At 31.8% G+C, this 25794-nt stretch carries 29 protein-coding genes, 1 tRNA gene, 1 pseudogene and 1 riboswitch; of the genes and pseudogenes, 10 read left to right on the forward strand and 21 right to left on the reverse strand.

The features are described 5' to 3' along the window. Positions 1–138: 138 nt before the first annotated feature. The 16 genes and pseudogenes from FDN13_RS04590 to FDN13_RS04665 all read right to left on the reverse strand — a co-directional run bounded on the left by FDN13_RS04590 (position 139) and on the right by FDN13_RS04665 (position 16282). Positions 139–212, reverse strand: a tRNA-Gly gene (locus tag FDN13_RS04590). Positions 213–286: 74 nt separating this feature from the next. After that, on the reverse strand, positions 287–2980 hold the full coding sequence (locus FDN13_RS04595) for an Ig-like domain-containing protein (protein WP_138979126.1): 2694 nt from the start codon (positions 2978–2980) through the stop codon (positions 287–289). Between the two features lie 234 nt (positions 2981–3214). Next, entirely contained in the window at positions 3215–4108 is an 894-nt protein-coding gene (citG, locus tag FDN13_RS04600; RefSeq protein WP_138979127.1) for a triphosphoribosyl-dephospho-CoA synthase CitG, read from the reverse strand. 4 nt (positions 4109–4112) lie between these two features. Then, positions 4113–4619 (reverse strand): citrate lyase holo-[acyl-carrier protein] synthase, encoded by a 507-nt coding sequence (gene citX / locus FDN13_RS04605; protein ID WP_138979128.1) that lies wholly within the window; start codon positions 4617–4619, stop codon positions 4113–4115. Beyond that, positions 4609–5628 (reverse strand): [citrate (pro-3S)-lyase] ligase, encoded by a 1020-nt coding sequence (citC, locus tag FDN13_RS04610; RefSeq protein WP_138979129.1) that lies wholly within the window; start codon positions 5626–5628, stop codon positions 4609–4611. Before citC ends, citX begins: the two co-directional genes overlap by 11 nt. 12 nt (positions 5629–5640) lie before the next feature. Continuing rightward, positions 5641–7178 (reverse strand): annotated as a pseudogene (citF, locus tag FDN13_RS04615) (citrate lyase subunit alpha). 4 nt (positions 7179–7182) lie between these two features. After that, positions 7183–8058, reverse strand: a complete 876-nt coding sequence (locus FDN13_RS04620; protein ID WP_138979130.1) for an HpcH/HpaI aldolase/citrate lyase family protein — start codon at positions 8056–8058, stop codon at positions 7183–7185. Positions 8059–8068: 10 nt separating this feature from the next. Next, positions 8069–8332, reverse strand: coding sequence for a citrate lyase acyl carrier protein (gene citD, locus FDN13_RS04625; RefSeq protein ID WP_138979131.1), 264 nt, complete (start codon positions 8330–8332; stop codon positions 8069–8071). An 8-nt stretch (positions 8333–8340) separates the two neighbouring features. After that, positions 8341–8901: a Fe-S-containing hydro-lyase gene (locus tag FDN13_RS04630; protein WP_138979132.1), complete on the reverse strand. Its 561-nt coding sequence runs from the start codon at positions 8899–8901 to the stop codon at positions 8341–8343. 11 nt (positions 8902–8912) lie between these two features. Further along, on the reverse strand, positions 8913–9755 hold the full coding sequence (locus FDN13_RS04635) for a fumarate hydratase (RefSeq protein ID WP_138979133.1): 843 nt from the start codon (positions 9753–9755) through the stop codon (positions 8913–8915). Between the two features lie 45 nt (positions 9756–9800). Continuing rightward, positions 9801–11069 (reverse strand): methylaspartate ammonia-lyase, encoded by a 1269-nt coding sequence (locus tag FDN13_RS04640; protein ID WP_138979134.1) that lies wholly within the window; start codon positions 11067–11069, stop codon positions 9801–9803. A 12-nt stretch (positions 11070–11081) separates the two neighbouring features. Next, the gene (locus tag FDN13_RS04645; protein WP_138979135.1) at positions 11082–12533 is read right to left on the reverse strand and encodes a methylaspartate mutase subunit E; all 1452 of its coding nucleotides are present in this window, start codon (positions 12531–12533) and stop codon (positions 11082–11084) included. A 14-nt stretch (positions 12534–12547) separates the two neighbouring features. Then, a complete protein-coding gene (gene glmL / locus FDN13_RS04650) occupies positions 12548–13936 on the reverse strand; it encodes a methylaspartate mutase accessory protein GlmL (protein ID WP_138979136.1) in 1389 nt (462 codons plus the stop codon). 12 nt (positions 13937–13948) lie between these two features. Continuing rightward, positions 13949–14362, reverse strand: a complete 414-nt coding sequence (gene glmS, locus FDN13_RS04655) for a methylaspartate mutase subunit S (RefSeq protein ID WP_138979137.1) — start codon at positions 14360–14362, stop codon at positions 13949–13951. Between the two features lie 12 nt (positions 14363–14374). Further along, positions 14375–15349, reverse strand: a complete 975-nt coding sequence (locus FDN13_RS04660) for a GntR family transcriptional regulator (RefSeq protein ID WP_138979138.1) — start codon at positions 15347–15349, stop codon at positions 14375–14377. Between the two features lie 306 nt (positions 15350–15655). Then, positions 15656–16282, reverse strand: coding sequence for a radical SAM protein (locus tag FDN13_RS04665; protein WP_168190074.1), 627 nt, complete (start codon positions 16280–16282; stop codon positions 15656–15658). 107 nt (positions 16283–16389) lie between these two features. On the opposite strand from FDN13_RS04665, the gene FDN13_RS04670 reads away from it, so the two are divergent. Continuing rightward, the gene (locus FDN13_RS04670) at positions 16390–16566 is read left to right on the forward strand and encodes a DUF1540 domain-containing protein (RefSeq protein WP_138979140.1); all 177 of its coding nucleotides are present in this window, start codon (positions 16390–16392) and stop codon (positions 16564–16566) included. 59 nt (positions 16567–16625) lie between these two features. On the opposite strand, the gene FDN13_RS04675 is transcribed toward FDN13_RS04670, so the two are convergent. Both FDN13_RS04675 and FDN13_RS04680 read right to left on the reverse strand, forming a co-directional pair. After that, positions 16626–17399, reverse strand: a complete 774-nt coding sequence (locus FDN13_RS04675) for a hypothetical protein (RefSeq protein WP_138979141.1) — start codon at positions 17397–17399, stop codon at positions 16626–16628. 1 nt (position 17400) lies between these two features. Next, positions 17401–17520, reverse strand: a riboswitch (cyclic di-AMP (ydaO/yuaA leader). Positions 17521–17604: 84 nt separating this feature from the next. Further along, entirely contained in the window at positions 17605–18171 is a 567-nt protein-coding gene (locus FDN13_RS04680) for a TetR/AcrR family transcriptional regulator (RefSeq protein ID WP_138979142.1), read from the reverse strand. Positions 18172–18485: 314 nt separating this feature from the next. Here FDN13_RS04680 and FDN13_RS04685 point away from each other — a divergent pair, with 314 nt between their 5' ends. The 9 genes from FDN13_RS04685 (at position 18486) to FDN13_RS04725 (ending at position 21891) form a co-directional block, all read left to right on the forward strand. Continuing rightward, entirely contained in the window at positions 18486–18803 is a 318-nt protein-coding gene (locus tag FDN13_RS04685; RefSeq protein WP_138979143.1) for a hypothetical protein, read from the forward strand. 27 nt (positions 18804–18830) lie between these two features. Next, the gene (locus tag FDN13_RS04690; protein WP_138979144.1) at positions 18831–19028 is read left to right on the forward strand and encodes a hypothetical protein; all 198 of its coding nucleotides are present in this window, start codon (positions 18831–18833) and stop codon (positions 19026–19028) included. Between the two features lie 63 nt (positions 19029–19091). Next, positions 19092–19352, forward strand: a complete 261-nt coding sequence (locus FDN13_RS04695; protein ID WP_138979145.1) for a hypothetical protein — start codon at positions 19092–19094, stop codon at positions 19350–19352. Between the two features lie 55 nt (positions 19353–19407). Next, positions 19408–19713 carry a hypothetical protein gene (locus FDN13_RS04700; protein ID WP_138979146.1) on the forward strand — a complete coding sequence of 102 codons (306 nt, stop codon included), beginning with the start codon at positions 19408–19410 and terminating at the stop codon, positions 19711–19713. 34 nt (positions 19714–19747) lie between these two features. Beyond that, a complete protein-coding gene (locus FDN13_RS04705) occupies positions 19748–19984 on the forward strand; it encodes a hypothetical protein (RefSeq protein ID WP_138979147.1) in 237 nt (78 codons plus the stop codon). A gap of 281 nt (positions 19985–20265) precedes the next feature. After that, on the forward strand, positions 20266–20514 hold the full coding sequence (locus FDN13_RS04710; RefSeq protein WP_243120267.1) for a hypothetical protein: 249 nt from the start codon (positions 20266–20268) through the stop codon (positions 20512–20514). A 91-nt stretch (positions 20515–20605) separates the two neighbouring features. Continuing rightward, on the forward strand, positions 20606–20881 hold the full coding sequence (locus FDN13_RS04715) for a hypothetical protein (RefSeq protein WP_138979148.1): 276 nt from the start codon (positions 20606–20608) through the stop codon (positions 20879–20881). Between the two features lie 121 nt (positions 20882–21002). After that, positions 21003–21383, forward strand: coding sequence for a hypothetical protein (locus tag FDN13_RS04720; protein ID WP_138979149.1), 381 nt, complete (start codon positions 21003–21005; stop codon positions 21381–21383). 28 nt (positions 21384–21411) lie between these two features. Continuing rightward, positions 21412–21891: a hypothetical protein gene (locus FDN13_RS04725; protein ID WP_138979150.1), complete on the forward strand. Its 480-nt coding sequence runs from the start codon at positions 21412–21414 to the stop codon at positions 21889–21891. Positions 21892–21994: 103 nt separating this feature from the next. Here the strand turns inward: FDN13_RS04725 and FDN13_RS04730 are convergent, their stop codons facing one another. The 3 genes from FDN13_RS04730 to lon form a co-directional block, all read right to left on the reverse strand. Continuing rightward, a complete protein-coding gene (locus tag FDN13_RS04730) occupies positions 21995–22729 on the reverse strand; it encodes a CPBP family intramembrane glutamic endopeptidase (RefSeq protein ID WP_138979151.1) in 735 nt (244 codons plus the stop codon). Positions 22730–22823: 94 nt separating this feature from the next. Next, on the reverse strand, positions 22824–23417 hold the full coding sequence (gene yihA / locus FDN13_RS04735; RefSeq protein ID WP_138979152.1) for a ribosome biogenesis GTP-binding protein YihA/YsxC: 594 nt from the start codon (positions 23415–23417) through the stop codon (positions 22824–22826). Then, positions 23407–25740 carry an endopeptidase La gene (lon, locus tag FDN13_RS04740; RefSeq protein ID WP_138979153.1) on the reverse strand — a complete coding sequence of 778 codons (2334 nt, stop codon included), beginning with the start codon at positions 25738–25740 and terminating at the stop codon, positions 23407–23409. The genes yihA and lon overlap by 11 nt, the downstream gene beginning before the upstream one ends. Between the last annotated feature and the right edge of the window lie 54 nt (positions 25741–25794).

The raw sequence follows: 25794 nt of genomic DNA on the forward strand, positions 1-25794 counted from the left end.
AAGTATAACTAAAAATTTTGCAATAATCGACTTTTTAGTAAATAATATTTTGATAAAAAAGTAAGGCACCCTTAACGGGTGCCAACAGTTTTTCTTATAGATATTATATTTTTATTAATCATAAAGCAAAAAATAAAATGGAGCAGGTGACGGGAATCGAACCCGCGTAGCTGGCTTGGGAAGCCAGAACTCTACCATTGAGTTACACCTGCATTACATAAAATATTATAATACAAATTTTAAAAAAATCAATAGCAACAATAATAATATTAGTTTAGTTTTATTTTTATTTCTTCCATAAATATTTTTCATTTGCCTGTATTTCAAGATTGTAAGTTTTATTCAACAAGTTACCTTTTGTATCTGATAATGCTTGAGAAGGAATGTATACATAGAACTTTTCATTCTTTTTAATTTGAATGTTAGGTACTATAACAAGCATGTTGTTAACAATTCCTTTAACATACTTTACAGCTTTGCCTTTAGAATCCTTTAAGGTTATAGAATCAAAGTTTTTACCAGATTTTATATTATCGCTAAAAGTAACAACAATATATTTAAAATCTGAAGTAATATTTATTGCCTTTTGAACAACTTTATCCTTATCACTTTTTACCTTAAAGCTTAATTTATAATCATCTGCCATTACCTTTCCATTTTGATCCTTAACAGATGTATATGGAATAGATACAGTATACTCACCTTCAGGAGTAAGTTTTTGCATAGGATTTATTGTAATAGTATCTTTTTCAATATTTACAACCGAAATTACTATTTTTCCTTCTTTATCAATCAAATTTATATTGTTAAAATCACTTCCTGCTGCAATATCTCTATTAAACGTTATTGTTATAGGTTTTGAAGGATCATACTCTTTCTCTTTGTTTTTTGGATAAGTACTTTTAACAGTTACAGCATTATTTTTAGGTTCGGTAGTAAATTTTATTGGAGGTATTCCTAAAAAGGCATTTCTTCTACTATCAACCAATGACCAATAAGGTACTTCTATGGAATAACTGCTATTATACTTTAACTCCAATTCTGGTTTAATATTAACCCTATTATTATCAATAGTAACAATTGATTTAACAATATTTCCCTTGCTATCTTTAATAGCTATATTATCAAAAAATTCACCTTTTAAAACAGAATCGTTAAATTCAAATGTGAAGGTACTATCTATAGGAACATTCTTATCATTTTCTTTAACATTACATGATAAAAGATTTAATAAGATTTTATCAAAACCAGTTGTAAAGCTAAATGTATATTCATTGCATGAATTCCCTGCTAAATCGTTAACAGCACCACGTGGTATCTTTACAGTATAAGTCATATAGTATGTCATTGAAACATTATTAATAGGTTTAATATTAAGAAGATCATCTTTTATATCAATTGAAATAGGTATATCATTCCCCTTTTCATCTTTTAATGTAATATAATTAAAATTCTCTCCTTTTTGTATGTTTTCCTTAAATAAAATACCAATTATAGAGTTTGTAGAAACATTGCTTTGCCCATTTGATGGATTAGTTGCTTTAACATCAGGTGGAAATTTTTCAAGGCTTGTTTTAAATTTAAATATATAATCATATTTTAAAGGATCTCCTGATAGATTTTTCACAGCTCCTTTTGGAATTTGAAAATAATATTCTGTATTATATTCAAGATTATTTTTAGGTTTTAAGCCAATAGCATCCCATCCAATCAAAGGTATAAATGGTATATTGTTGCCTTTTTCATCTTTTAAAGTAATATTTTTAAATGTATCCCCAATTTGAATTGCTTCATTGAAATAAACTGATATTTTATCATCAGGCATGAAATCATTTGAGGCATATTTAGGATTAGTCTCAATGATTTTTGGCATTCCTACCTCAGGTTCAGTTGTAAATGAAAAAGTATATGTTTTATTAAATACATTGCCTCTTATATCTTTAATTGAGCCTGATACTACTTCAACAGTATATTTTGTATTATATGCAAGATGAAGATCTTTTGAAGGTTTTGCATATATCATGGAACCACTTATATAAGCATCAACATAAGTTTCTTTATTTCCTGATTTTAGCCTTATTATTGTCTTTTTATTTGTCAAATCTACAGGGAGAATATTTTTGTTAAAACCTATTGTTATATTTGAATCTACTGGCACATACATCATATCATTAGATGGAATTGTGTACTTAACTACGGGAGGTTCTTTTTCTGATTCTGTTTTAAATTTGTATGTTACGTAATATGCAGCCTTATTTCCAGCTATATCTGCAACAGCTTCTGATGGAATAGTAAAATGATAATATGTATCAAAATTAAGGCGTTTACGAGGTTTTATAGTAATAGTATCATCTTTGATAAAAGTATCTATTGGAATCTCTTCACTGGAATTATTAACAAGATTTATATCTTTAAAATATAATGATTCCTTAATCATTTCATCATATTTTATTGTTATTAATGTATCTACATCAACATCATCAGAGCTATTTTCAGGATACACCTCGTTAATAAATGGAGCTATCCTATCTACATCAGTAGTGAACCAAAAAGAATAAGCTTCATTAATATAATTATTATATAATCCTTTCACAGCCCCTTCAGGTATTGTAATAGTATAACTGACATCATAATTTAAAGTACTATTGTGATATATAAATAGAGTATCATTGTTTATTGCTTTACTAATAGATACAGTATTTCCAACTTTATCTTTAAGCGTTATTTTATTAAAATTTTCCCCTTGCTTAATATATTCACTAAATTTAACAGCTATTATAACCTTTGGAGAGACATTGCTTTCTTTATTCTTTGGAGTTGTTGATACAACGGTTACTTTTTTATTATTTGTTGATGCTAACAATACGCTATTATTAGCAGGAAATGAAAGTGCTATACACTTTAAATTAGTTATTTCAAACAATATGGATATTAAAATAACGAAGACCAAAATTTTAGTTCTAAAAATGTTCTTATACATTTTACCCTCCAAACCTATTTTATAAGTAATCAATGCAAAATCATTTTAAAATCTTTAGATATCTCTTTTTTATTTTCGATATCAAATTACATATACTTAATAGCATCAATATTAAAACATAGTTTATTTTAATTTAAAAATAAAAGCATGTACATTAATTAGACAAAAATGCACATACTCTTGTTCCATAAAAAATACTTAAATAATATCCCAATCTATCTCAAATATTTATAATCAATTATTTTTACATTGCTCTTCCTTCTCAAGTTCATATATAAATAAAGTAACAGCTAAAATATCGGCTGCCCCTCCTGGGCTTATATTTTCCCTTACAAATACATCCTCCATATACTTAATATAATCTCTTCCATCCTTTGTCATCATTCCACCAAGCCTTATAGCCTCTTTAGCTAGATTTTTCATTCTTTCAAGGCCACTAATCCCGCACCTATTTATAACTGTAGTATCCTCTATAGCAGTCATTATATTTATAAGGCTGTGGCTTAGTGCATCCTTTATATGAAGATTTTGTTTTAATGCATCTTCAAGAGCTGGAAGTCCATACTCTAAAACCGTTGGAATTCCTCTTTCTACTTCCCCTCTTATTCCAAGTATTCCATATTTTAAAAATATACTCTCTCCACTAGTAAGCTTTTTCGATTTATCAATATTAAAAAGCTCATTTTTTACTATATCTTTGCTTATATAGGAACATTCCCTTGATATATTGAATCTATTTATTTTAATTGCTTTTTTTACACATACCCCAGCTGAAGCACATATTATTCCAATTAAAAATAGAAGCCCCTTTTGAGTGTTAACCCCGCCTGTTGCTTTGAACATATTATTTTCGGCATTAGCTCCTATTTTTCTAAGCCTTTTTAAAATATCACTATCATAATCAATGCCTATTTGAACAAACAAGGGAAGATAGTATGCTATAGAAGATGTACTCTTTAAAAAAGTAAAAAAATCCATATCATCATGGGCTCCCTTTGATACAGGAGATACAAGCCCAGGGGATGGGCTTATGCTAACTTCATAAAGCATGCTGCAAAGGGCAATCTCTCCAATCCTTATAGCTTTTTCAGACACTTTTAAAAAATTTTCGCTACAATCTATATACATATCTTCACCCTTTATACTCTAAAATAAGATTATTTACAACTTCTAATATTTCATTTAAGCTATGCTTTCTATTTGCAATACAAATTCTTGCTTCATCACCACAAAGAATGCATCTTCTTCTTTTAAATCCAAGTTGTTCTCTATCTATAGGAATCCCATTCAAATCATAAACATCTATATCAAACAATCTTCCTAAGGAATGACTTTCCTCTATTTCAATTGAAATTTTTTTTGCTTCTCTTAAAGGAATGTCTAAAACATTTATTAGAGCCTTTCCATCATATCCCTCTAATATCTTTTCAAATTTTATATATCCCTTAAACCTTTCTTTTAAAATATCATATAGGACATAAAATGCTTTATTAGCTTCAAAAGTATTCTTATTATTTGAAGGATAATTTATCTTCCCACAAAGAACTGTTAATTTGTATTCATTTAAGGTTTTACATAAGAATTCATATCTTTTTTCTCTATCATCTAATATTAACTGGCTAATTTTTTTATCTACCATTTTTAATCCTCTCAATTATGGGTTTTGCATCATCAGATATAAGGTAATTATAAGTAACATCAGGAACTAAATCCCTAATGCTTTCAATTTTTTCTTCCTTAATTAAACCTCTAACCATTGAAGCACTTATCGCCCTTTCATCTTTTGAAAGCCTTTTAACAAGCTCAAGTGTTATATTAAAATTAGGTAAAACTTCCATTAATGCTTCATTATATTTTGATGTAACTTTGCAATAGGGTTCAGTCCCTACATATCTTTTTACTATATTAAACTGAGGTGCTATATACTTTCCAAATATACCTGCATCAAGTTTTGTATATGCACTAAGTCTTTCATCAAAATGCTTTATAAAATAAGTCGGAAAAGTTGCAGAGGATATTATATAGTTTCCTCCCGGTATCACTACTACATTTTTCAAATCAGAAACTCCTTCTTTAACAAGGTTGTATCTTATATTAAAGGGAAACACCGATTTTTCTTCTTCAACAATAAAAACAACAACCTTTTCATTTTCATTTGATGCCTTTTCTATTAAAAACCTATGCCCTAAAGTAAAGGGATTACAGTTCATAACTATAGCTGCCTTTTTCTCATTCCCTAGTCCACTATTTAAAAACATATCCACAGTATATTTTTTTACATCAAAGGTTCCTCCTTCAAGAAGTGCAACCTCATCTACTGAATGTACTATCCTATATCCCATAGTTTTAAATATTTGTGCATTTAAAGGTTTTGTGAATATAAAACTTCCATATATTCCTCTGTCAAACATTTCATTAGTAATGTGAGTTATCAATTTTAAAGATATACCTTCACCTTTTAACTTCTCCTTTACAGCAAAACACTTTATAACTTTTCCTGAAAAAGAACAAGTTCCAACTATTTCACCCTTTAATCGCGCTATGGCAGTATATTCTGCATCGTCATATTCAAGTCCTTCTTCCCTTAAAAGTATCTTTACTTTTTCAATATCATCATTATCTGCTTTTTCTATAGAAATATCATACATATTAACACCTGCTTATTCAACCTGCCTTATAATATCTATAACAGTTCCATCCCTATATTCAACAACACCTACTATTTTACCTTTATTTTCATACTTTTCTGGAATACCTGTAATTTTCACTGCTAAATCGTAAAGTTCCTCTATAGTCATCAATGGTAAATCAGAATTCTTTAATCTTTCAATAAGATCTTTCCTTTTTGGATTTATAGCAATACCTCTTTCTGTTACAAGGGCATCAATAGTCTCTCCTGGGGTTGTAACTGTAGTTACTTTATCAACAACTATTGGAAGCCTTCCTTTAATAAGCTGAGTTGTTACAATAGATAGTTTAGCCCCTGCAGCAGTATCGCTGTGCCCTCCTGAGCCTCCCATTATAAATCCATTTGATCCTGTTGTAACATTAACATTAAAATCCTTATCTATCTCCGTTGCTCCAAGAATCATAACATCAAGCATATTTACAACAGCACCTTTATTGTGGGGATTTCCATACATAGATGCGGACATACCCTGATGATTTTTGTTGTTCTTATATGACTCTACAGCCTTTAAATCAAAACACTGAACATCAAATAAGCATTTAAATAAACCTTCCTCAAGCATCTCAACAATATATCCAGTAATTCCCCTGCTGCAAAGCTTCCCTTTATATTTTTTTTCTTCATAATATCCTTTACATAAGCTGCAACTGCAAGGGTCGTTCCACCAGCTCCTGTCTGAAAGGAAAATCCATCCTTTAAAAGCCCACTATACTCTATAAGCTTTGATGTCATCTTTGCAATTTTTAAACCTAAAGGGTCCTTAGTAATCTTTGTAGTACCAGATACTATTCCATTAGGATCACCTATTTCACAAACCTTAACAACAAAATCAACATATTCCTGACTAATTTCAATTGGACATAAAGGATAAGGCACTATATTATCAGTTATTGCAACAACCCTGTCTGCATACATAGCATCGGGTATTGCATATCCTAATGATCCACAGGCTGACTTTCCATCTACACCATTTATATTACCGTAAAAATCACAGGATGGCGCTGCAATAAACGCAATATCTATATGAAGATCGCCTGATTCTATTGCCCTTGCTCTTCCTCCATGGGTATGCATTACAACAGGGTATTTTAAATATCCTAATGATACTGCCTCTGCCACAGGACCAGACATATAATTTGTATATATACCAGTTACAACTCCTTTTTTAATAAGATCAACTAAAGGTTCATGTATAGGAAATATAGAACTTGCTGCAACCTTAATATCCTTTATTCCAAGCCTTTCAACTTCCTTCATTACCATATTTAGAACATAATCCCCATTTCTTAAATGATGGTGAAAGGATAAAGTCATCCCGTCCCTTATACCACACAGCTTTAAAACTTGTTCTATTGAATCTACTACTTTATTCTCACCCTTGCCTTTGCACTTTATAACATTTCCTTTCTTTACTGCTTCATTTATATTTGCAAAGGCACCTTTAAAAGGCTTTACCTTTCCATATCCCTCTATATATTCAGGTATATCCCTGTTTACTGCATTTATCATAATATCACCCCTTATATAGACCTGAAAGCTTTGCCTTATCAAGTATGTTTTGAGCTCTTGCAATTATCGGAGCATCTACCATTTTCCCATCTAATGAGAATACACCTTTGCCTTCTTTTTTTGCCTCATCCTTAGCCTTCATTATCCTTATTGCATAGTTTATTTCATCTAAGCTTGGGGCAAAAACTTCATGAATAGTGTCTATCTGCCTTGGGTTTATTGCAGCTTTTCCCGTCATACCTATTGATTTTGCCCTATTTATATCCTTTATAAAACTCTCTTCATCATTTAAATCTGTAAAAGGGGTATCTATAGCATCAACTCTGAAGGCTCTACATGCCGATGCAACCTTACATCTTGCATAAAAAATTTCATCACCTTCTTTAGTCCTTTTAATTCCAAGGTCTGCCGTTAAATCCTCAGCTCCAATAAGAACTCCCTCTACTCTTTCTGATGATTTTATTATGTTATATACATTTTCAAGCCCATAGGCTGTCTCTATCAAAGGGAAGAGCTTTATGCTTTGCCTTTTCATTCCTTCAAATTCCTCTATCCTATTTAATATATCATCGCATGCCTTAATATCTTCTTCCGTTGATTTTGGAATTAAAAGCCCATGAGGCCTTACCTTTGAAATCTCTTTAATATCATCATATCCAAAATCCGTTGAAAGTGGATTTATCCTAACAACAACTTCAGTATCATAAAAATCTAAAAATTTTAAAGCATTCCTAACAAGAATTCTTGCAGAATCCTTTTCACTAATGCTTACAGCATCCTCTAAGTCTAATATTATGCTGTCTGCTCCAAGTACTCCTGCATTTTGTATCATCCCAGGGTTGTTTCCAGGAATAAACAGCATACTCCTTCTAAGTTTCATGCTATCCCTCCTAAAGTGCCCTTCTAATTGCAGTTTCAATTCTTGATTTTATTGTATAGTCCAGGGCACCTCTATCCTTGGCTGTAATTATAACGCTCTTTACACCAAGTTCCTTTAAGGTATCCATTATAACCTTTTCTATTTGTTTTCCAAACTGTTTTTTAACTATACTTTCAAGATTTATTTCAATTGTTCTCTTATCATTGGGCTGAACCATTACATATATATCATTTGATTCAAAAGTTCCTGCCTTTGCACTTTTTTTTATCTCCATAATATCACCTACTTGTTAATTGAACTTAAATATTCCCTTTGGCCTATTTCATAATAATTATTTCCCTCACTGTCTATAACAACAATTAAGGGCAAATCCTCAACATAAAGCCTTCTTACAGCTTCTGCTCCTAAATCCTCATAGGCTATAAGTTCTGATGATTTAACACACTTTGCAGTAAGAGCTGCTGCACCGCCTATTGCAGCAAAATAAACGCCATTATATTTTTTAATAGCATTTATTACCTCATCGTTTCTTGACCCCTTTCCTATCATGCCCTTAAGTCCAATCTCCAAAAGCTTTGGCGCATAAGGATCCATCCTGTAGCTTGTAGTTGGCCCTGCTGAACCTATTGGCATCCCCTCTCTTGCCGGTGTTGGTCCTACATAATAAATTACCTGTCCCTTTATATCAAAGGGCAGATCCTTACCATCATTTAAAAGTTCAATAAACCTTTTATGGGCTGCATCCCTTGCAGTATATATATATCCTGTTAAAAGTACGCTATCCCCTGCCTTCAATTCCTTTACTGCATCATCAGTAAGGGGAGTTGTAATCCTCTTTTTCATAATAACCCTCCTTATAAAACAGCCTCTGCATGCCTTGTGGCATGGCAGTTTATATTAACTGCAACAGGAAGCCCTGCAATGTGTGTTGCATAAGTTTCAACATTAACTGAAAGAGCAGTAGTCCTTCCTCCAAACCCTTGAGGCCCAATACCAAGGGAATTTATTTTCTCTAAAAGTTCTTCTTCAAGCTTTGCATAGTATGGATTAGAGTTTCTAACATCGACAGGTCTTAAAAGAGCTTTTTTAGCAAGAAATGCTGCTTTCTCAAAGGTTCCCCCTATTCCAATTCCAACTACTATTGGAGGGCAGGGATTAGGTCCTGCCTCCTTTACAACCTTTAAAACAAAATCTTTAACACCTTCTATACCATCAGCAGGTTTTAGCATTTTAAGCTGACTCATATTTTCGCTTCCAAAGCCCTTTGGAGCAACTATTATCTTTAGTTTATCCCCAGGTACTATACTGTAATGGATTATCGCTGGAGTATTATCCTTCGTATTTATCCTCTCTATAGGATCCCCTACCACAGATTTTCTTAAATATCCTTCACTATATCCCTGTCTTACTCCTTCATTTACAGCATCCTCAATGCTTCCTCCTGTTATATGTACATCTTGACCTATTTCAAGAAAAACAATAGCCATACCCGTATCCTGACACATAGGCATATTTTCATTTTTTGCAATATCAGCGTTTTCAAGTATTATATCAAGTATATTCTGTGCAACTGGAAATATTTCTTTATCCTTTGAGTCTTTAAGCCTTTCTCTGATATCATCATTTAAATAGTAATTTGAATCAATACATAGCCTTTTTACAGTTTCAACTATCTTTGAAACATGAATTTCTCTCATAATACCCTCCAATAAATTAGAATATAGGCATGCAGCCTTGCATGCCTAAGATTTATTTAATGCATTGTTTATCCTCTCCCTATTTTTTGCAAGAGTCAAAACCCTTTGCATTTCATTATAAACTATCATAAATCCTTCATCAACACCCATTCCTGGTTTTGCAAGACACTGGTCAGCGCCACAGGCTATTGCTATATTCGTGCAAACCTGAGCTGAGCGGTCCGTTTCATTACAGGTTCCCCCACAGTAAGCACCAATGCCGTGTTTTTTACAATACAATATAGCTTCAACTATATTATTTACTCCTCCAAGATCAGGAGTTTTAATCTGTATCATATCCGCTGCCTGCTCATCTGTAAAGTATTTTATATCCTCCCAAGTGTTGCACCATTCATCTGCAACAATTTCAACACCAATACCCTTTTCTTTTAGTGCCTTTCTAAGCTTTTTAAGCTCCATCATCTGTCCTTCCCTGTTTTCCACATCCATAGGCCCTTCTATCCTAAGCTTTAATGGATAGGCTGCCCTTTCAAGTTCTGAAATGTAGTCTACCATCTTTTCAATATCATTGTTAAAAGCTATTCCAATAGTTCCGTATACATCAATATGCAAAATAGGGTTATAGTCCTCTGATGTTCTAAGGTGCATTATTCTATCCCTCAGCCACACAACATACTCCCTTAAAAGCTCTCCTCTCTCTCCAAGCTTTTCCTTCACATTGTTTATAAGGCCGTGTGGCAAAACATCAGCTCCCTTTATAATCATCTTGTCAACATTATTATACCTGTCGTCTCCTGATTGAGTAAATATTGGAACTTCCTTGAACTCAATCCCTGTATTGTATTCATACCTTATAACCTCAGCCATTGTAAGCTTTTTAGACTTTGCAACACCATCTAGTATTGCCTGGGTAATACCATATCTTATTGCTGTATGAAGTCTTTTACCATCAACAAGCATTGTATCTATTTCTTCTGCTAAATCTTTAAAGCTTTTAAGCTCTCTTCCTATAAGCATTGGAGCTATATGTTTTTCTATTATTGGAATAAAATCCTTTGCAAGAAATAGCGGATCCCTTCCTCCTGCTCCAGAATACTGAACTGCTGCACAATCTCCATAAGCAATTTGACCATCCTCAAGGATTAACATTACAGATATCGACTCTCCAGCAACCCTTATTTTTTTAAATCCTTCAGTCACAGGCTCTCCAATATAGGTAAATCCATCATGAACTGCTCCTTTTTTTATAGCTCTTTGATCATCGAAGAAAAAACCCGTTCTTCCTGCACTGCATAAAACATCTACTACTTTCATTTTAAATCCTCCTTATTTTTCAGGTCTTCCAATAAGAACTCCCCTACCTACTGCAAAAATATCATCAACTACCATCTGAAAGCTTACATCTCTTCCTTCATATTTTGCCCTATCCTCAAGAAGCTTTCTATTATAGTCTTTTATTTCTTTGTTCAATGGAACATTCCCAAACTCTAAATATCTTACTGCACCATTATTATCTCTTGCTGGAAGCATCTTGCCTGCATTATATTTGCTTGGAGCAAAGGGAATGTCTAAAACTCCAGCTTCAAATGCCTTTACTGTTCCAACTGCAATGTCTCCCCTACCAAGTTTTAAAACTTCATCTATTATGCATTTAGTTTCTGATTTAATAAGCTCTATCTCATCCTTTAACTCCTTTGATAGTGGAAGGCGCTGGCCTCTTAAAAGGTTTAACGTCTGCTTTGTAGCCTTAATTCCTGCTGCATTTGCCTCCTTTGTAGGTATACCAACCGCTTCGTGGGGTGTTTTAACTATAACCTTTGTAGCACCAGCAAGAGCTGCTGCTGCTGAACCAGTGCATATTACTCCAAAGGCTTTAGATTCATCTTGAGGAAATCCTCCCATCCACTGATGGAAAACCGTTGTAAGCTCTACATCATATCCATATTCTTTAAAATATTCTTCTGCCTGCTCAACTAAAGCCCTTATTGCTGCAACATCCTGAATTAAATTTCCACACTGCCCATATCCCAATGTCAAATTTTTAACGCCCTGCTCTGCTGCAAGAAGGCCCTCTATTATTGCAACTGCATTTGACATGCTTGGTGGAACCAATGTTCCTGTTAAAGGTCCAAAGGGTTCCCTATTTAAAGAAATTCCCATCTCTTCATAAATTCCAACAAGTCTATCACAGTACTGCCAATCAATTAAAGATTTTTCTATACTTACACTCTTTGCATAAGGAATATTATAGGATATACCTCCACCTTCATTAGATGTCCATCCAGATGCATGTATTATTTCTGATAAGAGCCTTGCATCAGGCGTTCCATGTCTTGCTTGAAGTGGAAGATTTACTGCCTCATATACTCTTCTGCATTCTTTAAGTCCATAGTTTACAGCGGGAAAACCATTCAGCATTGAACGTCCTGCCTTTTTACTCTCTTCTATTCCAACCTCACACTCATTATATCTGTTCTGCCTTGTATAGCTGTCTATTGTTGATGGTAGAAGGTCCGCTTCCCCTTCATCCTGTAGATACTTTAAAAGGTTTATATGATCTTCAACAATAGCAACTCCAGCCCTTGGCTGTGCAAGAGTTATTCCTTCTTCTTTAGCTTTTTTAAGTTTTGAGCAAAAATTCTTATGTTCAGGAACCTTCCTAAGATATTCAGCAGCCTCCTTTAAGTTAACATCTTTACCTGTTGGCCACTGATTTAAAACTTCACTTCTAACTTTAAAGAATTCTTCTTCACTCCATTTTTTATTTCTAAGCTCCATAATTTATCCTCCCACTACATTTTAACCATATACTTTTTCATTATTCTCACAGCTTTGTCAGGATATTTTTCTGAAAGAAGTCCCATAGCTGATAAAATATATGTCCTATCAATTAATATTTCAGGATTTAAAGGCTTTAAGAAATTTGGAGATTCCATACTAAAAATTCCTGCACTTAATATCTTTTTAGGATTGCTGCTGTGAACTAAAACTCCTCCGGTTCCAATTAAATATCTAATATTCAAAAGGTCTTTTCCTACTTGAGAGTATATAATTCCCATTGGTGTATAAACGCTCTCTATAACTCCAACATGCCTTTCCATAGCCATTTCAGTTGCAACCATTCCAAGAGCCTCATCAAATTCAATTTCATTTATAGTTTTTGGAACTACATTTACATTTCTCTGCAAAAATTTACATCTTTCTTCAACATCAAATTGAGTGCCCGGTACAAATTTTTTAATCCTTCTTGTTCCTGCTGCCTCAAATAGTGACACAGCACTTACTCTCATGCCAAGATCCCCCTCAACAGTTCGCTTAGCATAGGGCTCCTGAAGACCTCTTAATGTAACTCCTGGTTTTGAAGGCTCACCCTTTGCAATTGAATGAACATCGGTAGTTGCTCCACCTATATCTATTACAATAAGCTCTCCTATTCCTTCTTCTTTATCGGTACCATCAGCTAATATCCTCGCTGCCTTTAATACAGCAGCAGGAGTTGGCATTAATATTCCATTAATAAAGATTTCAGCCTTTTTCATTCCTTTGGCTTCAATTATTTTCTCCATGAATATTTCCCTTATTACTTCTCTTGCAGGCTCAACATTAATCGCATTAAGGCGGGGCATTACGTTTTCAGTTGCTTTATAATATATTCCTTCTGCTTTAAATATATCTTCAATCTCATCCCTTGCGTTTTTGTTTCCTGCAACAACAACTGGAACGTTTTTTATGTGTTTTGCTATAAGATTTGCATTGTGTATTATACAATCCTTATTTCCGCCATCAGTTCCTCCAGCAAGAAGAATAATATCAGGCTTTTTTGATATTATTTCTTCAATTTCCCCCTTTGAAAGCTCATAGCTGTAAACTCCAAGTATTCTTGCTCCTGCTCCAAGAGCTGCCCTTTTTGCTGCCTCAGCAGTAAGTTCTGGAACAAGCCCTATTGCAATCATCTTAAGCCCCCCAGCAGCACTGCTGCATGCAAGCTTTTCTATAAAGTTAATATCTTTATCCTTTATATTTTCCATAAGCTTATTAAAAGCATTATTAAAACCTATCATTATATCATCTTCAACAGTTGTTAAATCTTTAGATGTTCCTATTATTTCTTCATTTTCTATATCAACAGCAGTGAGCTTTGTATAGGTGCTACCAAAATCTATTAAAAGTATTGCATCCATATTATCAACCTCTCAACTTTCAATACCAAGATCATGTTTCAAATCTTCAATTGCAGACTGTGGAGATGTTCCTGGTGGATAAACTCTATTAAATCCCATATCCTTAAACCTTTGCTCTACAGATTTCCAGTCCTGTTTACCAACAACAAGGTTGCCTCCAACATAAAGTATTATATCCTTAAGCCCTGCTTCATCACATTTTTCCCTAAGTCCCCTACAGTCAATCTCTCCATGACCATAGAGTGATGATACAAGTATAGCACTGGCATTTGTTTCAATTGCAGCATTTATAAAATCTTCCTGTGGGCTTAAAACGCCTATGTTAATAACATTAAATCCCGCCTGAGAAAAAGCATGCTCTAAAATTTTATTTCCAACTGCGTGACAATCAGCACCTATAACTCCAAGTACAATGGTCTTATTCATACATAAACCTCCTTAACCATTATATTTGCTTTTTATTTCTATCATTTTAGCAATAACAGCCTTAACCGAATCATGATCAAGATTATAATCGAACCTTATAACTTCCTTTTTCCCCTTTGAAAGCCTTAAAACTTCGCTCTTTCTTCCTGGAGATACTATTAATACATCACTATTATCGATTACATTTTGAATATCCTCTTGTTTTCTGCTTATAGTGGCCTCAATTAGAATGTTTTCAAGGCCTGCAGATTTTAAAGCATTTTCAACTTTAAAGTGGAACTCTCTTGACAAACATACAAGTCCAAATTTAGTTTCTTTTGGATATCTCGCAATTTTAACAATAGTTTCAAGAGAAGGGTTTATTGCAATCCCAAATACATCTTTATTAAAATTTGATATAAGGTTCCTTACTTCATTTACATGATTAAAAGTTGTAATAACAAGTTGTGACTGCTCCATTACCTTTTTTGTTTTGTCTGCCATGTTGCTTAGCTCTGATATAGTAAGTGGAATTACATTAAAATTAATTGCCTCAGAAAGCTGCATTGAAAAGTCCTTTGCCTGTTCTATGTTACATTCTATAAAAACAGCATTTATCTTTTTAATAAATTCTTCCTTTTCTTTTATCCTTTCCTGAACAAGTGCAAAAAACTCCTTTGTACTAAACCCCATTTCAATAGCTTCTTCAATTGCAAGATCAATAAATTTTAATATCTTATCCTTTATATCATGTTGTTTCCAAGTCTTTGCCTCCTCTGCAACAAAGGTACCGCGCCCCTGATAAGAAACTAATACTCCTTCCTGTTCTAAAAGGTTATAGGCAGCACTAACTGTATTCCTACTTGTATTAATAAGTTTTGCAAGTTCCCTTTCAGTAGGCATTTTTTCTCCTATCTTTAAGTTACCATTTTTAATCTCTTCCATTATTTGCGATTTAATTTGTATGTATATCGGTATTCCGCTTTTCTTGTCTATGTATATATTCATAACCCACCTCAATAGTCCAATTTGGGATTGGCTTAATCCAATTTTATTTTACATTATTATTAAATTTTAAACTAATCACATAGATATTAAATATCATTAAAATGTTCTATTGTTTTCAATATATCCTATCTATATAGATAAAATACGGTTTTTCCTTAATATATCTATCGTTTAAGCATAAAAAAAAGAGCTTTTGGCTCTTATGATTTTTTTATACAAAAGTACTTGTATACATACATGAAAGGATTATATTGTCCAATTGTATACACTAATCCATTAATCCAATTTCAATTACAAAAATTCACGTTAAATGTTTTCTCTATCTTTATACATAATAACCTTTTCCTTTGTGTTTGTCTTAAACTTTAATAATGCATTCTGTTCATTAGTATTTACACACTCGAATATATATCCTATGTTTTTATAGCTTTCTCTAATTTTTTTTATAAATTCAAATGTTAAAATATCTGCCTTAACACTTATATCCTTCGTCAGAAAAACTGATTTTAATGTTACATTTAATCCATTTTTAAGGGCCTTTTCAATAGCACCTTTAATTGTTGAAATATCAGTAAATGCAGAATGAAAATAATCATATTCTATTATAATCCCATAAAGGCCTATTTCTTTTAATTCATTTAAAGAATATAAATAGGTTTCAATATCCCCCCAAAATCCATTAGTAATTATATATTTTTTTGCATCTATATTTTTTATTTTCTTTAAATATTTATAAATCATTCCTATATAAAGAAAAGGTTCTCCTCCTTCAATTATTATGTAATCTCTATATCCATCTTCATATAGTTTTACTATTTTGTTTCTAAAGTTATTTACCTCCATTATTCCTTTTCTGTAAGGACCACACTTATATCTGCAATTTCCACACATAAAATTACAATTATATGTAACTATAATTCTTATGCCACTCATGCCAACACCTCTTCCATATTTTAACATATTTTATATATACTCTCAACACAAATCTAAGGAATATAAAATTTAGAAATAGACAAAATATAGATTAAGGAGGTATTGATATGATCGAAAATTTAAGATGCAGTGTAGCAAATTGTGTATATAACAGCAATAACCTTTGTACTGCCAACCACGTTGATATATATCCAATAGGCAACGGTATTGCAAACAGTAGTGAAGGAACGGGCTGTAAAACTTTCAAGCCCAAATCTGAGTATCCTTTTCTTGTATATAAATAATAAATATCTTATATAAAAACGAAAATAGCTGATGAAAAATCATCAGCTATTTTGATAATCTATTTTCTTTTCGCTGCCCATGCTATTGCTGCCTGATGTCTTGGATCTTTTTTCCCATCTTTATGTCTTGTACTATTTAAGAAATGTACATCAAAATGTCCGTCCATTCCATTCCCTTTAACAACATCAAGGTTTTCTCCTCTGCTATATCCTCCTGAACGCCTACTTACAGTTTGATATGCAGGTGCTGAATCAACTCCAGCATGTGGCATTGCACTCATAGACGCAATCAGTTTTCTTCCTCTTACGCTTATTATAACAGGTCTCACATCCCAACTAAAGCCCTTCCAGATACTTTTTATTATCTGTGTATCCTTTGATGTAAGAGCCTCACAATCTGCATGGTTTGTACCCATAGTTCTTTTTATTTTAAAAGTTTTCCCGGTTTTAATATCCGTAACCTGTGCAATATCCCCTATCCTAAAGACATACCTTGCAGATTTCCACCAATCAAGAACTTCACCTTTAGTAACAGGCTTTGAAGAATTAGATGATACTTTTGTTTTAGTAGTCGTTGTTGTTTTATTCTGCGAAGTTTTCACTTGTGAAGTATTTGTTTTCTCTTGTTTAGTTTTCTCAGCATCTGTTTTGTTTTCTGCTACAGCTTTTGATACTGATGCACGCCTTTCTATTTCAATAGGCTCACTTTTAGCAGTACTAATTGCAGCTACATTTCCTTCTATAGAAGTTTTTTTATCAAAGCTGTATGCAGAAAGCGTACTAATTATTAGCCCAAACAGTATGCCAAGAAAAATTGGTAAATTTCTTTTCATAATAACACCTCTCTTAAGCCTACGAGGTTAGTTGACGGGTTCGGGAAGAGAGAGTCCCTACCTTTCGGATTCACCCCAAAATTGATCCCCCGCTGCATAAAGCATTCGGCTATTGTTTAATAACTTGTCTACTATATTATACATAAAGCAATTATAAATTGGAACAGGTTTTTTTTGTTATATTATATCATATTATGTAGTATTTTTATCTTTGAATCATACCATTCATAGCAAAATCTACAAATGAATGTATAACAGTATCAATGTCATTATCACTATGTAAAAGACTATATACTATTATTGATGCCATCATTCCAAAAAAATTGTATGGAATAAGCTCAGTCCTTTCTTTATCTATATGCCCTTCTTCAGCTGCTTCCTTTATGTATTCACCTATTATTTTAAAATACTTTGATAATGCTTCCCTAAGTTGGTTTTGTCTTTCTTCATCTCCCCACATTTGACTGAACATAGTTTTAAAAAATTCAAAGTAATCCGTTACAAGTACAAGTTGAATTTTACATATAGCCTCAAGTTTTTCACGTGGATTTGAAATATACTGTGTTCTATTTTTTATTTCATCTACAATTAATTTTATCTCTTCATCAATTATAAACTTAAAAATATCTTCTTTGCTTTTAAAATGATAATATAAAGTTCCTTTTGCTACTCCGGCAATTTCAGCTATCTCATCCATAGTAGATTTATGAAATCCTTTACGTGAAAAAGCTTTTATAGCAGCATCAAATATTAGTTTTTTAGTTTTATTCATCTGTACCACCCCTGCATTAATATAATTTGATTATTACACAAAAATTAAATTTATACAATCCAATATAATTTAATTTTAATCACTCTAAAAAGCAAGTTAATCTATCAAATTGTCGACAAACCCTTATTGTGTTAGGAACTTTGCAAAAGCAAACTTTTTCAACAGCCTAATCTATATCTTTATAGAAAATATATATTCGTGAGAAATCCAATTTTTTTTATTTCCTTGTCACCTTTTTATACCAAATTCATACACTATTATTAGAAAAGATAACATTATTCGACAGAAAAATATCTGAAAAGGGGGCTGTGGTCTTGGATAACTTAGGTAGTTTTTTTAAAGAAAACAATTTAAATACAAATACTATTATTATTGTTTTAATAGTTTTAATCATCATATTTGGTTATGGAAATACAAGTGTATGTGGTTTCAATTTTGGATGTTTTAATCCTGCAAATATTTCACCTACAGGAGTTAGCCCTGAAAGCATAGATAAAAGCTGCTGCTGTAATAAAGGATATTATACACCAGGATACTACAAAGGTGGAAACTCGTTTATATGGATACTAATAATAGCTTTTTTCCTCTTATGTTTATGCAAAAAAGATAAAAGAGATCACTGCTGTGACTAATTTAATCTAATCAATAAGGAGGGATAAATGATGTCTCAATCAGGTTGTGGTTACAGATGTTGCCCACCTAATCCTTGCAATCCATGCAGTCCTATGTTTAATCCTTGTTCAGTAGGATGTAATACTTTTGGAATAGGTAGCAATTGGTGGATATGGATTTTAGTAATTCTCTTCTTCCTTTGCTTGTATAATAAACCAGATCATCGTGACTATTGTGATGATTAATTTAAACTTAAATAAATTATTCGGGGGATTTTCCCCCTACATAAAAAAGATGAGGTGAGATGTATGATGGAAAGTGAAATACATCAATTTTTAAAGCTAATATCAAACATTAATATAAATCCTTACGCTAACAATTTAAAATTAAAGCAGGACGATGAAAGAATAAAAATATTAAATACACTTAAGGATTTTTTACCCGATGATAAAAAGTTTATTATTGATGATATTATAAATACATTTAGTTCCATAGGTGAAACTAATAGCTTAAAATCTGCTTCAGACAATACAGAAACTTTTAATCAAAGTGAAAATTCCCAATCGTAAAATCAAAAATCTACATTCAGATATAAAATAAGTGGTTATAAAGCGAGGTGGCAATATGGATTTTGGTAATATTTTAGGAAGGAACTTTGGTAAAGGCAATAACTGGCTGTTAATACTTCTTCTCCTTTTAATAGTAATACCATCCCTTAGTGGCTCTGGTGCAAATCCTTCTGGAGGAAACCTTGTATATTTTAGTCCTAATGTTGCAGGAGCAGGTACTGATGGCTGTAATCAATTTGGATTCTTTAACAAGTACTCCTCCCAAAGTGGCTTAGGTGGAAATGTTCTCTTCATTATACTGATACTTGCTCTTTTGCTTCTTCTTGGTCAACGCAGTAGCAATGAAGAAGATAGTGTTTGATAGAGCTAACGTCGACTGAAAGTGAGGAGATAAAATGTCAAGAAGATATAATAAATGCTGCTGTAAGTATAAAAAAACCTTAGATTTATGTCCCTATGATAATGGATATTTTAACATGTATTATCTATGTATCTTAATTCTTATCATATTGCAGTTTGGAAGAAAAAATTGTAGCAAGGATAAACAGTTAATTGATAACAGCATTTTATTTATTATAACCTTATTCTTACTTGTAAACTGTAGCTGTAGAGATGCTTATTGTAAATGTTAATAGCTTGTAGTTTCCTGTAATTTGTTTATCATTAAAATTAAAATCTTATGTAATAGCATACTGCTCCAAATGTCTTTTCACTTATAATCTTCATTCTATAGTACAGAAGTTTTTGATAAAGAAGAATATATACTATAATTGATTAATCAACAATGGAATTCTCTTTATAATTACTCCCTTCCTTATGTTGTATATGAGATGAATCCTAATTAAACACAAAAGTAAAAAATTTAGGTTAAAAATAAAAATCAGTTTCATTAAGAAGAAAAGGAGGTTTTAAAATGTCAAAGAAACATTCAAAATGCTGCTATCCTGTTTATCAGCCATATTCTGGAGGTATGAACTGCAAATGTAACTTCGGTAATCCATGGACATTAATAATTCTTATTTTAATAGTATTAAAATTTTCATCTGGAAAAGATCATGGATGGGGCGGAGGGATGATTGATAATAGTATACTCTTTATAATTGCTTTATTCCTTCTTGTATACTGTGGATGTGGTAAAGGTTTAATGAAGTACGACTGCTAATGTAAGGGGATAATCTTCCCCTTACCAAAAAATCTACATTATATTTTTAATATAAAAATATAACAATTAAGAAGTAAAGGGGGATTTTAAAATGTCAAAGAAACATTATTCTTGTTGTGAACCAGTTTATTCTTATCCAGTTGCAGGCGGTGGAATGGGTTGTGGATGCAACTATAGCAATCCATGGACTTTAATTATCCTTATACTTGTTGTACTTCAGTTCTCAAAGAAAAAATTCCATGACTGCGACGACGATGATGACGATGGCTTATTTGGAGGATTAATCGATAATGGCATACTCTTTATAATAGCTCTCTTCCTTCTTGTATACTGTGGGTGTGGCAAAGGCTTAATGGGAGGATGCTAATAAAAAAATTAAAGGAGGATTGTTCCTCCTTTAATTTTTTTGTAACAGTTTTTTTTAGTTTGAATACATTATTATTAGAACCTATTGCATATTATTTTAAACAATTTCAAAGAGGGATAATATGGATTTTAATGACTTATTTAAAAATTTAAATATAGAAGAGGATTATGTTGATATAATCCTATTAATACTTATAATAGCTACAATCAACAGCTTAAGTAACAACACACATACCTATCCATTCTATACTCCTTGCTATTTTTATGAGTGCTGTAAAAAAAGAAAAAAGCACCATAAGCATAGTATCGAAAATACTAAAGCCGAAGTTTTAGATAACAATAGCAATACTGGTAATTTTGAAAATACTTTCGGTTTTTTTAATACCTATTCTTCAAGCTCTCAAAATAATCTATTATTTGTAATTTTAATTGTAGCTCTATTGTTCCTTATTGAAAAGCTAAACATCAATAACGATCAAAATATAGAAAGCAGTGAAGTATAAATGTTGTAATCTTGAAAGGAGTGAAAAAATGGGTCATCATCATAAAGATAAAAAAGATAAATCTAATCAATACGATCAATATAATCAATATCCAAATGCAAACCAATCTCCTAATATTCCCACGAACTTTGATATATCATCATTACTTGGAATGTTAAATAATATAGACATAAACCAACTTTCTTCTATGCTTTCACAGCTTACAGGAAAAAATAGCAATGATATAAAGGATTCTATGGAAAGCCTCTCTAAAGGTAATAACCAAGCAATTGCTGATATGCTCAAAAATGTAGATGTTAATCAAATTTCATCTATGTTATCAAGCATGGGTATCAATCCTCAGGATTTCTCATTTCCTTCTAATAAAAAAGGAGACATTAGAGTAGAGGTACTAAATTCCCTAAAACCTTTTCTACCTGAAGATAAATGTAAGATGATAGATGATATAATAAACTTTTTAAGGCTAAAAGGAGTTCTTGACAAAGCAGTACCAAAAAAGAAACGATAAAAAGTTTCATTGAAACTATTAAAAAAAAGCCTATATTATGCTTATCAAAACCTAATTTAGCATAATATAGGCTTTTCTTTAGGTTAAAATTTACATAAACTATTTATGTCATCACAGTTGGAATATTAAATATCTTAATTAACAATATTAGAAGAACTGAGATGAAGTTAAAAATAAAATGATTTACAACTGCAGCTCTATATCCATATTTTTCATAAAGATAGCAGTTATAAATACCTATCCCAAAAAATGATACAAATCCAGCTAAGTTATAGTGAATAAGAGCAAATAAAAAGCTCGTTAATGCTGCTGAAAGTTGTTTCCCAATTTTTTTTGAAAGCCCTCTATATAAAATATGCCTGAAAGTAAATTCCTCAACAATAGGTGCAAAAACAACAGTCATGGCAAACAAAAATATTACTTTAATCCATCCTGCATTTAAAAATATTTCATATATATCCTGAGCCTTTACTTTAATACCAACATATTCCAATAAAGATGCATAAAAAACATTTATAATATAAATTATAAATCTAAAAAAAAGACAATATAATATTATTTCTGTTTTCTTTTCTTTTATGGGTCTTAAATAATAAAGTACTTCAAAATTATCTTTCATCTTAATGGCAAAATAAAAACATAAAACTACCAAAATAAATGGAAAGACGTTTTGCGTTAAAAGAGTTGCTATAATATATGTAATAAAAAAAATGGTTAAGAATGCTCTATTTAAATAGTTTTTTAGATATTTTCTTAATGCAAGCCACGGAGGAATTGCAATGAAAAATACTACCGAAACATCCTTAAATATCTCAAAGTAATTCATATTCCCTTCCATAAAAAGCTCCTTTAGATTAATAAAAATAGTCTTAGCTTGTACATTAATAGTACAAACTAATATATTTAATTTTAATATATTTTTTAAACTTTTATTAAGGAATATGTTGTTTAATAGTTTCTATTAAATTTATTATTTCATCCCTGTTTTCTTTTGTCTCTGATGAAAATGGTATTAACAAATCCTCATTTCCAAGCATAAGAGATTTTTTTATCATATTTATGTTTTTTGTAAGCTGATTTCTTGAGAGCTTATCACTTTTTGTTGCTATTACTGCAAAATTATGATTACTTGATTTTATCCATTGAAGCATAAGCTTATCATCCTCTGTTGGCTCATGTCGGCTATCGACAAGTAAAAGAATAAGCTTTAATTCATCTCTATTAAAAAGATAGTCTTCTATTATCTTTGCCCACTTTTTCTTCTCTTCTTTTGACACCTTTGCATAACCATACCCAGGCAAATCAACAAAATATATCTCATCATTTATGTTATAAAAATTTATTGTCCTTGTCTTACCAGGTACAGAACTAATTCTTGCAAGAGATTTTCTATTAAGAAGAGCATTTATCAAGGAAGATTTTCCAACATTAGACCTTCCCACAAAAGCAACCTCAGGATACCCAGTAGATGGGTATTGGGATGCTGCCACTGCAGTGGCAGCAAATTCTGCCTTTCTAATTATCATTTTCCTCACCCTTTAAAGCAACCTTTAATACTTCTTCAATTCTTTCTGCAAATATAAACTTTATCTTTTTCTTAATATTATCTGGTATCTTTTCTAAATCCTTTTTGTTTTCAGCAGGTAAAATTATATTTTTAATTCCTGCTCTATATGCTGCTAAAGATTTTTCCTTAACTCCTCCTATTGCAAGAACCCTTCCTGTTAGCGTAATCTCTCCTGTCATTGCTATATCACTTCTCACAGGCTTTTTAGAAAGAGCCGATATCATTGCAGTAACCATAGTAACACCTGCTGACGGTCCATCTTTGGGAACTGCTCCCTCTGGAACATGTATATGAATATCAGTATTCTTATAGAACTCCTCATCTATTCCAAATTTAGATGCATTTGCTCTAATATAGCTATATCCTGCTCTTGCCGATTCCTTCATTACATCTCCAAGCTGACCTGTAAGCTCAAGTTTTCCACTTCCTGTCATTGTTACCACTTCAACAGGAAGTGTATCTCCTCCATAAGAAGTCCAAGCAAGACCCATAACAACTCCTATTTGATCTTTGTTTGCCTTTTCTTCATATTTATACCGAGGAGCTCCTAAATATTTTTCCAAGTTGCTTTGATTTACTTTAACTGTTTTACCTGGATTTTCTACTATCTCCATAGCAGCTTTTCTACAAATGGTTCCTATCTTTCTTTCAAGGTTTCTAACTCCTGATTCCCTTGTATATAGGTTTATTACATCCTTTACCGCCTTATCATTTATATGTATATTTTCTTCCTTAAGCCCATTCTCTCTAATCTGCCTTGGTATTAAGTATTTAGTACATATATTGAATTTTTCTTCATCTGTATACCCTGAAATTTCTATAACTTCCATTCTATCAAGAAGAGGTCTTGGTATAGTATCTATAGTATTTGCTGTAGTTATGAAAAGAACTTTTGATAAATCAAAGGGAAGCTCTAAATAATGGTCTCTAAAGCTATGGTTTTGTTCTGCATCAAGAACCTCTAAAAGAGCATCAGCAGGATCTCCTCTGAAATCAGAACTCATTTTATCAATCTCATCAAGAAGAAATACTGGATTTTTTGTTCCTGCTAATTTAATATTATATATAACCCTTCCAGGAATTGCTCCAACATAAGTTCTTCTATGTCCCCTAATTTCAGCTTCATCCCTGACTCCTCCAAGCGACATTCTAACAAACTTTCTATTCATAGCATTTGCAATTGAACGTGCTATAGAGGTTTTCCCAACACCAGGAGGACCTACAAGGCAAAGTATTGGACCTTTCATATTTTTATTTAATTTTCTTACAGCAAAGTATTCAAGTATTCTTTCTTTAACATCCTTAAGTCCATAATGCTCTTTTTCAAGCACTTCTTTAACCTTTTTAATATCTTCAATATCTTTTGTTTCTTTAGCCCATGGAAGTTCAACAATCCAGTCAAGATATGTTTTTATAACTCCACCCTCTGGAGAGCCAGGCATTAATTTTTCATATCTTGAAAGTTCATATAATGCCTTTTCCTTTGCTTCTTTTGGAAGTTTAGCTTTATTTATCTTACTTTTATATTCTTCAACTTCGTTTTCAATACTATCTTTATCGCCAAGTTCTTCTTGTATCACTTTAAGCTGTTCTCTAAGATAGTATTCCTTTTGCATCTTATCAATCTTGCGCTTTACTTTTAATCCTATTTTTCTTTCAATTTTTAATATATCTATTTCTCTTGTTATTATTTCAAGAAGCTTTCTAAGCCTCTTTGTAGGCTCTATAGCCTCTAAAAGTTCCTGTTTATTTTCATGTTTGATTATTAAATAAGAGGTTATTATATCACAAAGCTTACCTGGTTCTTCAATATCGTATATTGTTGGCATTATTTCATTTGGTATTGAGTTACTTTGATTTACATACTCCTCAAAATGAGCTATAGCCTGTCTCATTAATGCTTCAATTTCAACTGTTTTTTCTTCTTTAGGTTCCATATATATAGAAAGCTTACACTTAAAGAAAGGCTCCTCTTGTATAATTTCTTCAATCTCTGCTCTATGCAAACCCTCAACAAGTACTCTTATTGTATCTCCTGGTAGTTTTAATATTTGTTTAATCTTAGAAACGCAACCTATCTTATATATATCATCTATATTGGGATTTTCAACCTTGGAATCTTTTTGTGCAACAAGAAAAATCAATTGATCTTTAACCATAGCTTCCTCAAGGGCAAGTATAGATTTTGTCCTTCCAACATCAAAGTGAAGCACCATATAAGGGAAAATAGTAATACCTCTTAAAGTTAATAAAGGCAGAATATTATCTTTATTTTCTTCCACAATTTCATCTCCTTTCTAAAGAGATAATTTAAAGCCAGCTTATAATATTATATA

The sequence above is a fragment of the Caloramator sp. E03 genome (assembly GCF_006016075.1).
Classification (GTDB): domain Bacteria; phylum Bacillota; class Clostridia; order Clostridiales; family Caloramatoraceae; genus Caloramator_B.

What these genes read in the sequence shown, in the direction of transcription:
- FDN13_RS04635 (WP_138979133.1), bottom strand. Translation starts at nt 9,755, where the DNA reads ATGAGAGAAATTCATGTTTCAAAGATAGTTGAAACTGTAAAAAGGCTA.
- FDN13_RS04640 (WP_138979134.1), bottom strand. Translation starts at nt 11,069, where the DNA reads ATGAAAGTAGTAGATGTTTTATGCAGTGCAGGAAGAACGGGTTTTTTC.
- FDN13_RS04720 (WP_138979149.1), top strand. Translation starts at nt 21,003, where the DNA reads ATGGATTTTAATGACTTATTTAAAAATTTAAATATAGAAGAGGATTAT.
- FDN13_RS04725 (WP_138979150.1), top strand. Translation starts at nt 21,412, where the DNA reads ATGGGTCATCATCATAAAGATAAAAAAGATAAATCTAATCAATACGAT.
- FDN13_RS04595 (WP_138979126.1), bottom strand. Translation starts at nt 2,980, where the DNA reads ATGTATAAGAACATTTTTAGAACTAAAATTTTGGTCTTCGTTATTTTA.
- FDN13_RS04690 (WP_138979144.1), top strand. Translation starts at nt 18,831, where the DNA reads ATGATGTCTCAATCAGGTTGTGGTTACAGATGTTGCCCACCTAATCCT.
- FDN13_RS04620 (WP_138979130.1), bottom strand. Translation starts at nt 8,058, where the DNA reads ATGAAACTTAGAAGGAGTATGCTGTTTATTCCTGGAAACAACCCTGGG.
- glmS (WP_138979137.1), bottom strand. Translation starts at nt 14,362, where the DNA reads ATGAATAAGACCATTGTACTTGGAGTTATAGGTGCTGATTGTCACGCA.
- FDN13_RS04695 (WP_138979145.1), top strand. Translation starts at nt 19,092, where the DNA reads ATGATGGAAAGTGAAATACATCAATTTTTAAAGCTAATATCAAACATT.
- FDN13_RS04665 (WP_168190074.1), bottom strand. Translation starts at nt 16,282, where the DNA reads ATGAGTGGCATAAGAATTATAGTTACATATAATTGTAATTTTATGTGT.
- citG (WP_138979127.1), bottom strand. Translation starts at nt 4,108, where the DNA reads ATGTATATAGATTGTAGCGAAAATTTTTTAAAAGTGTCTGAAAAAGCT.
- FDN13_RS04700 (WP_138979146.1), top strand. Translation starts at nt 19,408, where the DNA reads ATGGATTTTGGTAATATTTTAGGAAGGAACTTTGGTAAAGGCAATAAC.
- FDN13_RS04645 (WP_138979135.1), bottom strand. Translation starts at nt 12,533, where the DNA reads ATGGAGCTTAGAAATAAAAAATGGAGTGAAGAAGAATTCTTTAAAGTT.
- FDN13_RS04730 (WP_138979151.1), bottom strand. Translation starts at nt 22,729, where the DNA reads ATGGAAGGGAATATGAATTACTTTGAGATATTTAAGGATGTTTCGGTA.
- FDN13_RS04705 (WP_138979147.1), top strand. Translation starts at nt 19,748, where the DNA reads ATGTCAAGAAGATATAATAAATGCTGCTGTAAGTATAAAAAAACCTTA.
- FDN13_RS04660 (WP_138979138.1), bottom strand. Translation starts at nt 15,349, where the DNA reads ATGAATATATACATAGACAAGAAAAGCGGAATACCGATATACATACAA.
- FDN13_RS04670 (WP_138979140.1), top strand. Translation starts at nt 16,390, where the DNA reads ATGATCGAAAATTTAAGATGCAGTGTAGCAAATTGTGTATATAACAGC.
- citD (WP_138979131.1), bottom strand. Translation starts at nt 8,332, where the DNA reads ATGGAGATAAAAAAAAGTGCAAAGGCAGGAACTTTTGAATCAAATGAT.
- FDN13_RS04715 (WP_138979148.1), top strand. Translation starts at nt 20,606, where the DNA reads ATGTCAAAGAAACATTATTCTTGTTGTGAACCAGTTTATTCTTATCCA.
- yihA (WP_138979152.1), bottom strand. Translation starts at nt 23,417, where the DNA reads ATGATAATTAGAAAGGCAGAATTTGCTGCCACTGCAGTGGCAGCATCC.
- FDN13_RS04680 (WP_138979142.1), bottom strand. Translation starts at nt 18,171, where the DNA reads ATGAATAAAACTAAAAAACTAATATTTGATGCTGCTATAAAAGCTTTT.
- glmL (WP_138979136.1), bottom strand. Translation starts at nt 13,936, where the DNA reads ATGGATGCAATACTTTTAATAGATTTTGGTAGCACCTATACAAAGCTC.
- FDN13_RS04710 (WP_243120267.1), top strand. Translation starts at nt 20,266, where the DNA reads ATGTCAAAGAAACATTCAAAATGCTGCTATCCTGTTTATCAGCCATAT.
- citC (WP_138979129.1), bottom strand. Translation starts at nt 5,628, where the DNA reads ATGTATGATATTTCTATAGAAAAAGCAGATAATGATGATATTGAAAAA.
- citX (WP_138979128.1), bottom strand. Translation starts at nt 4,619, where the DNA reads ATGGTAGATAAAAAAATTAGCCAGTTAATATTAGATGATAGAGAAAAA.
- FDN13_RS04675 (WP_138979141.1), bottom strand. Translation starts at nt 17,399, where the DNA reads ATGAAAAGAAATTTACCAATTTTTCTTGGCATACTGTTTGGGCTAATA.
- FDN13_RS04630 (WP_138979132.1), bottom strand. Translation starts at nt 8,901, where the DNA reads ATGAAAAAGAGGATTACAACTCCCCTTACTGATGATGCAGTAAAGGAA.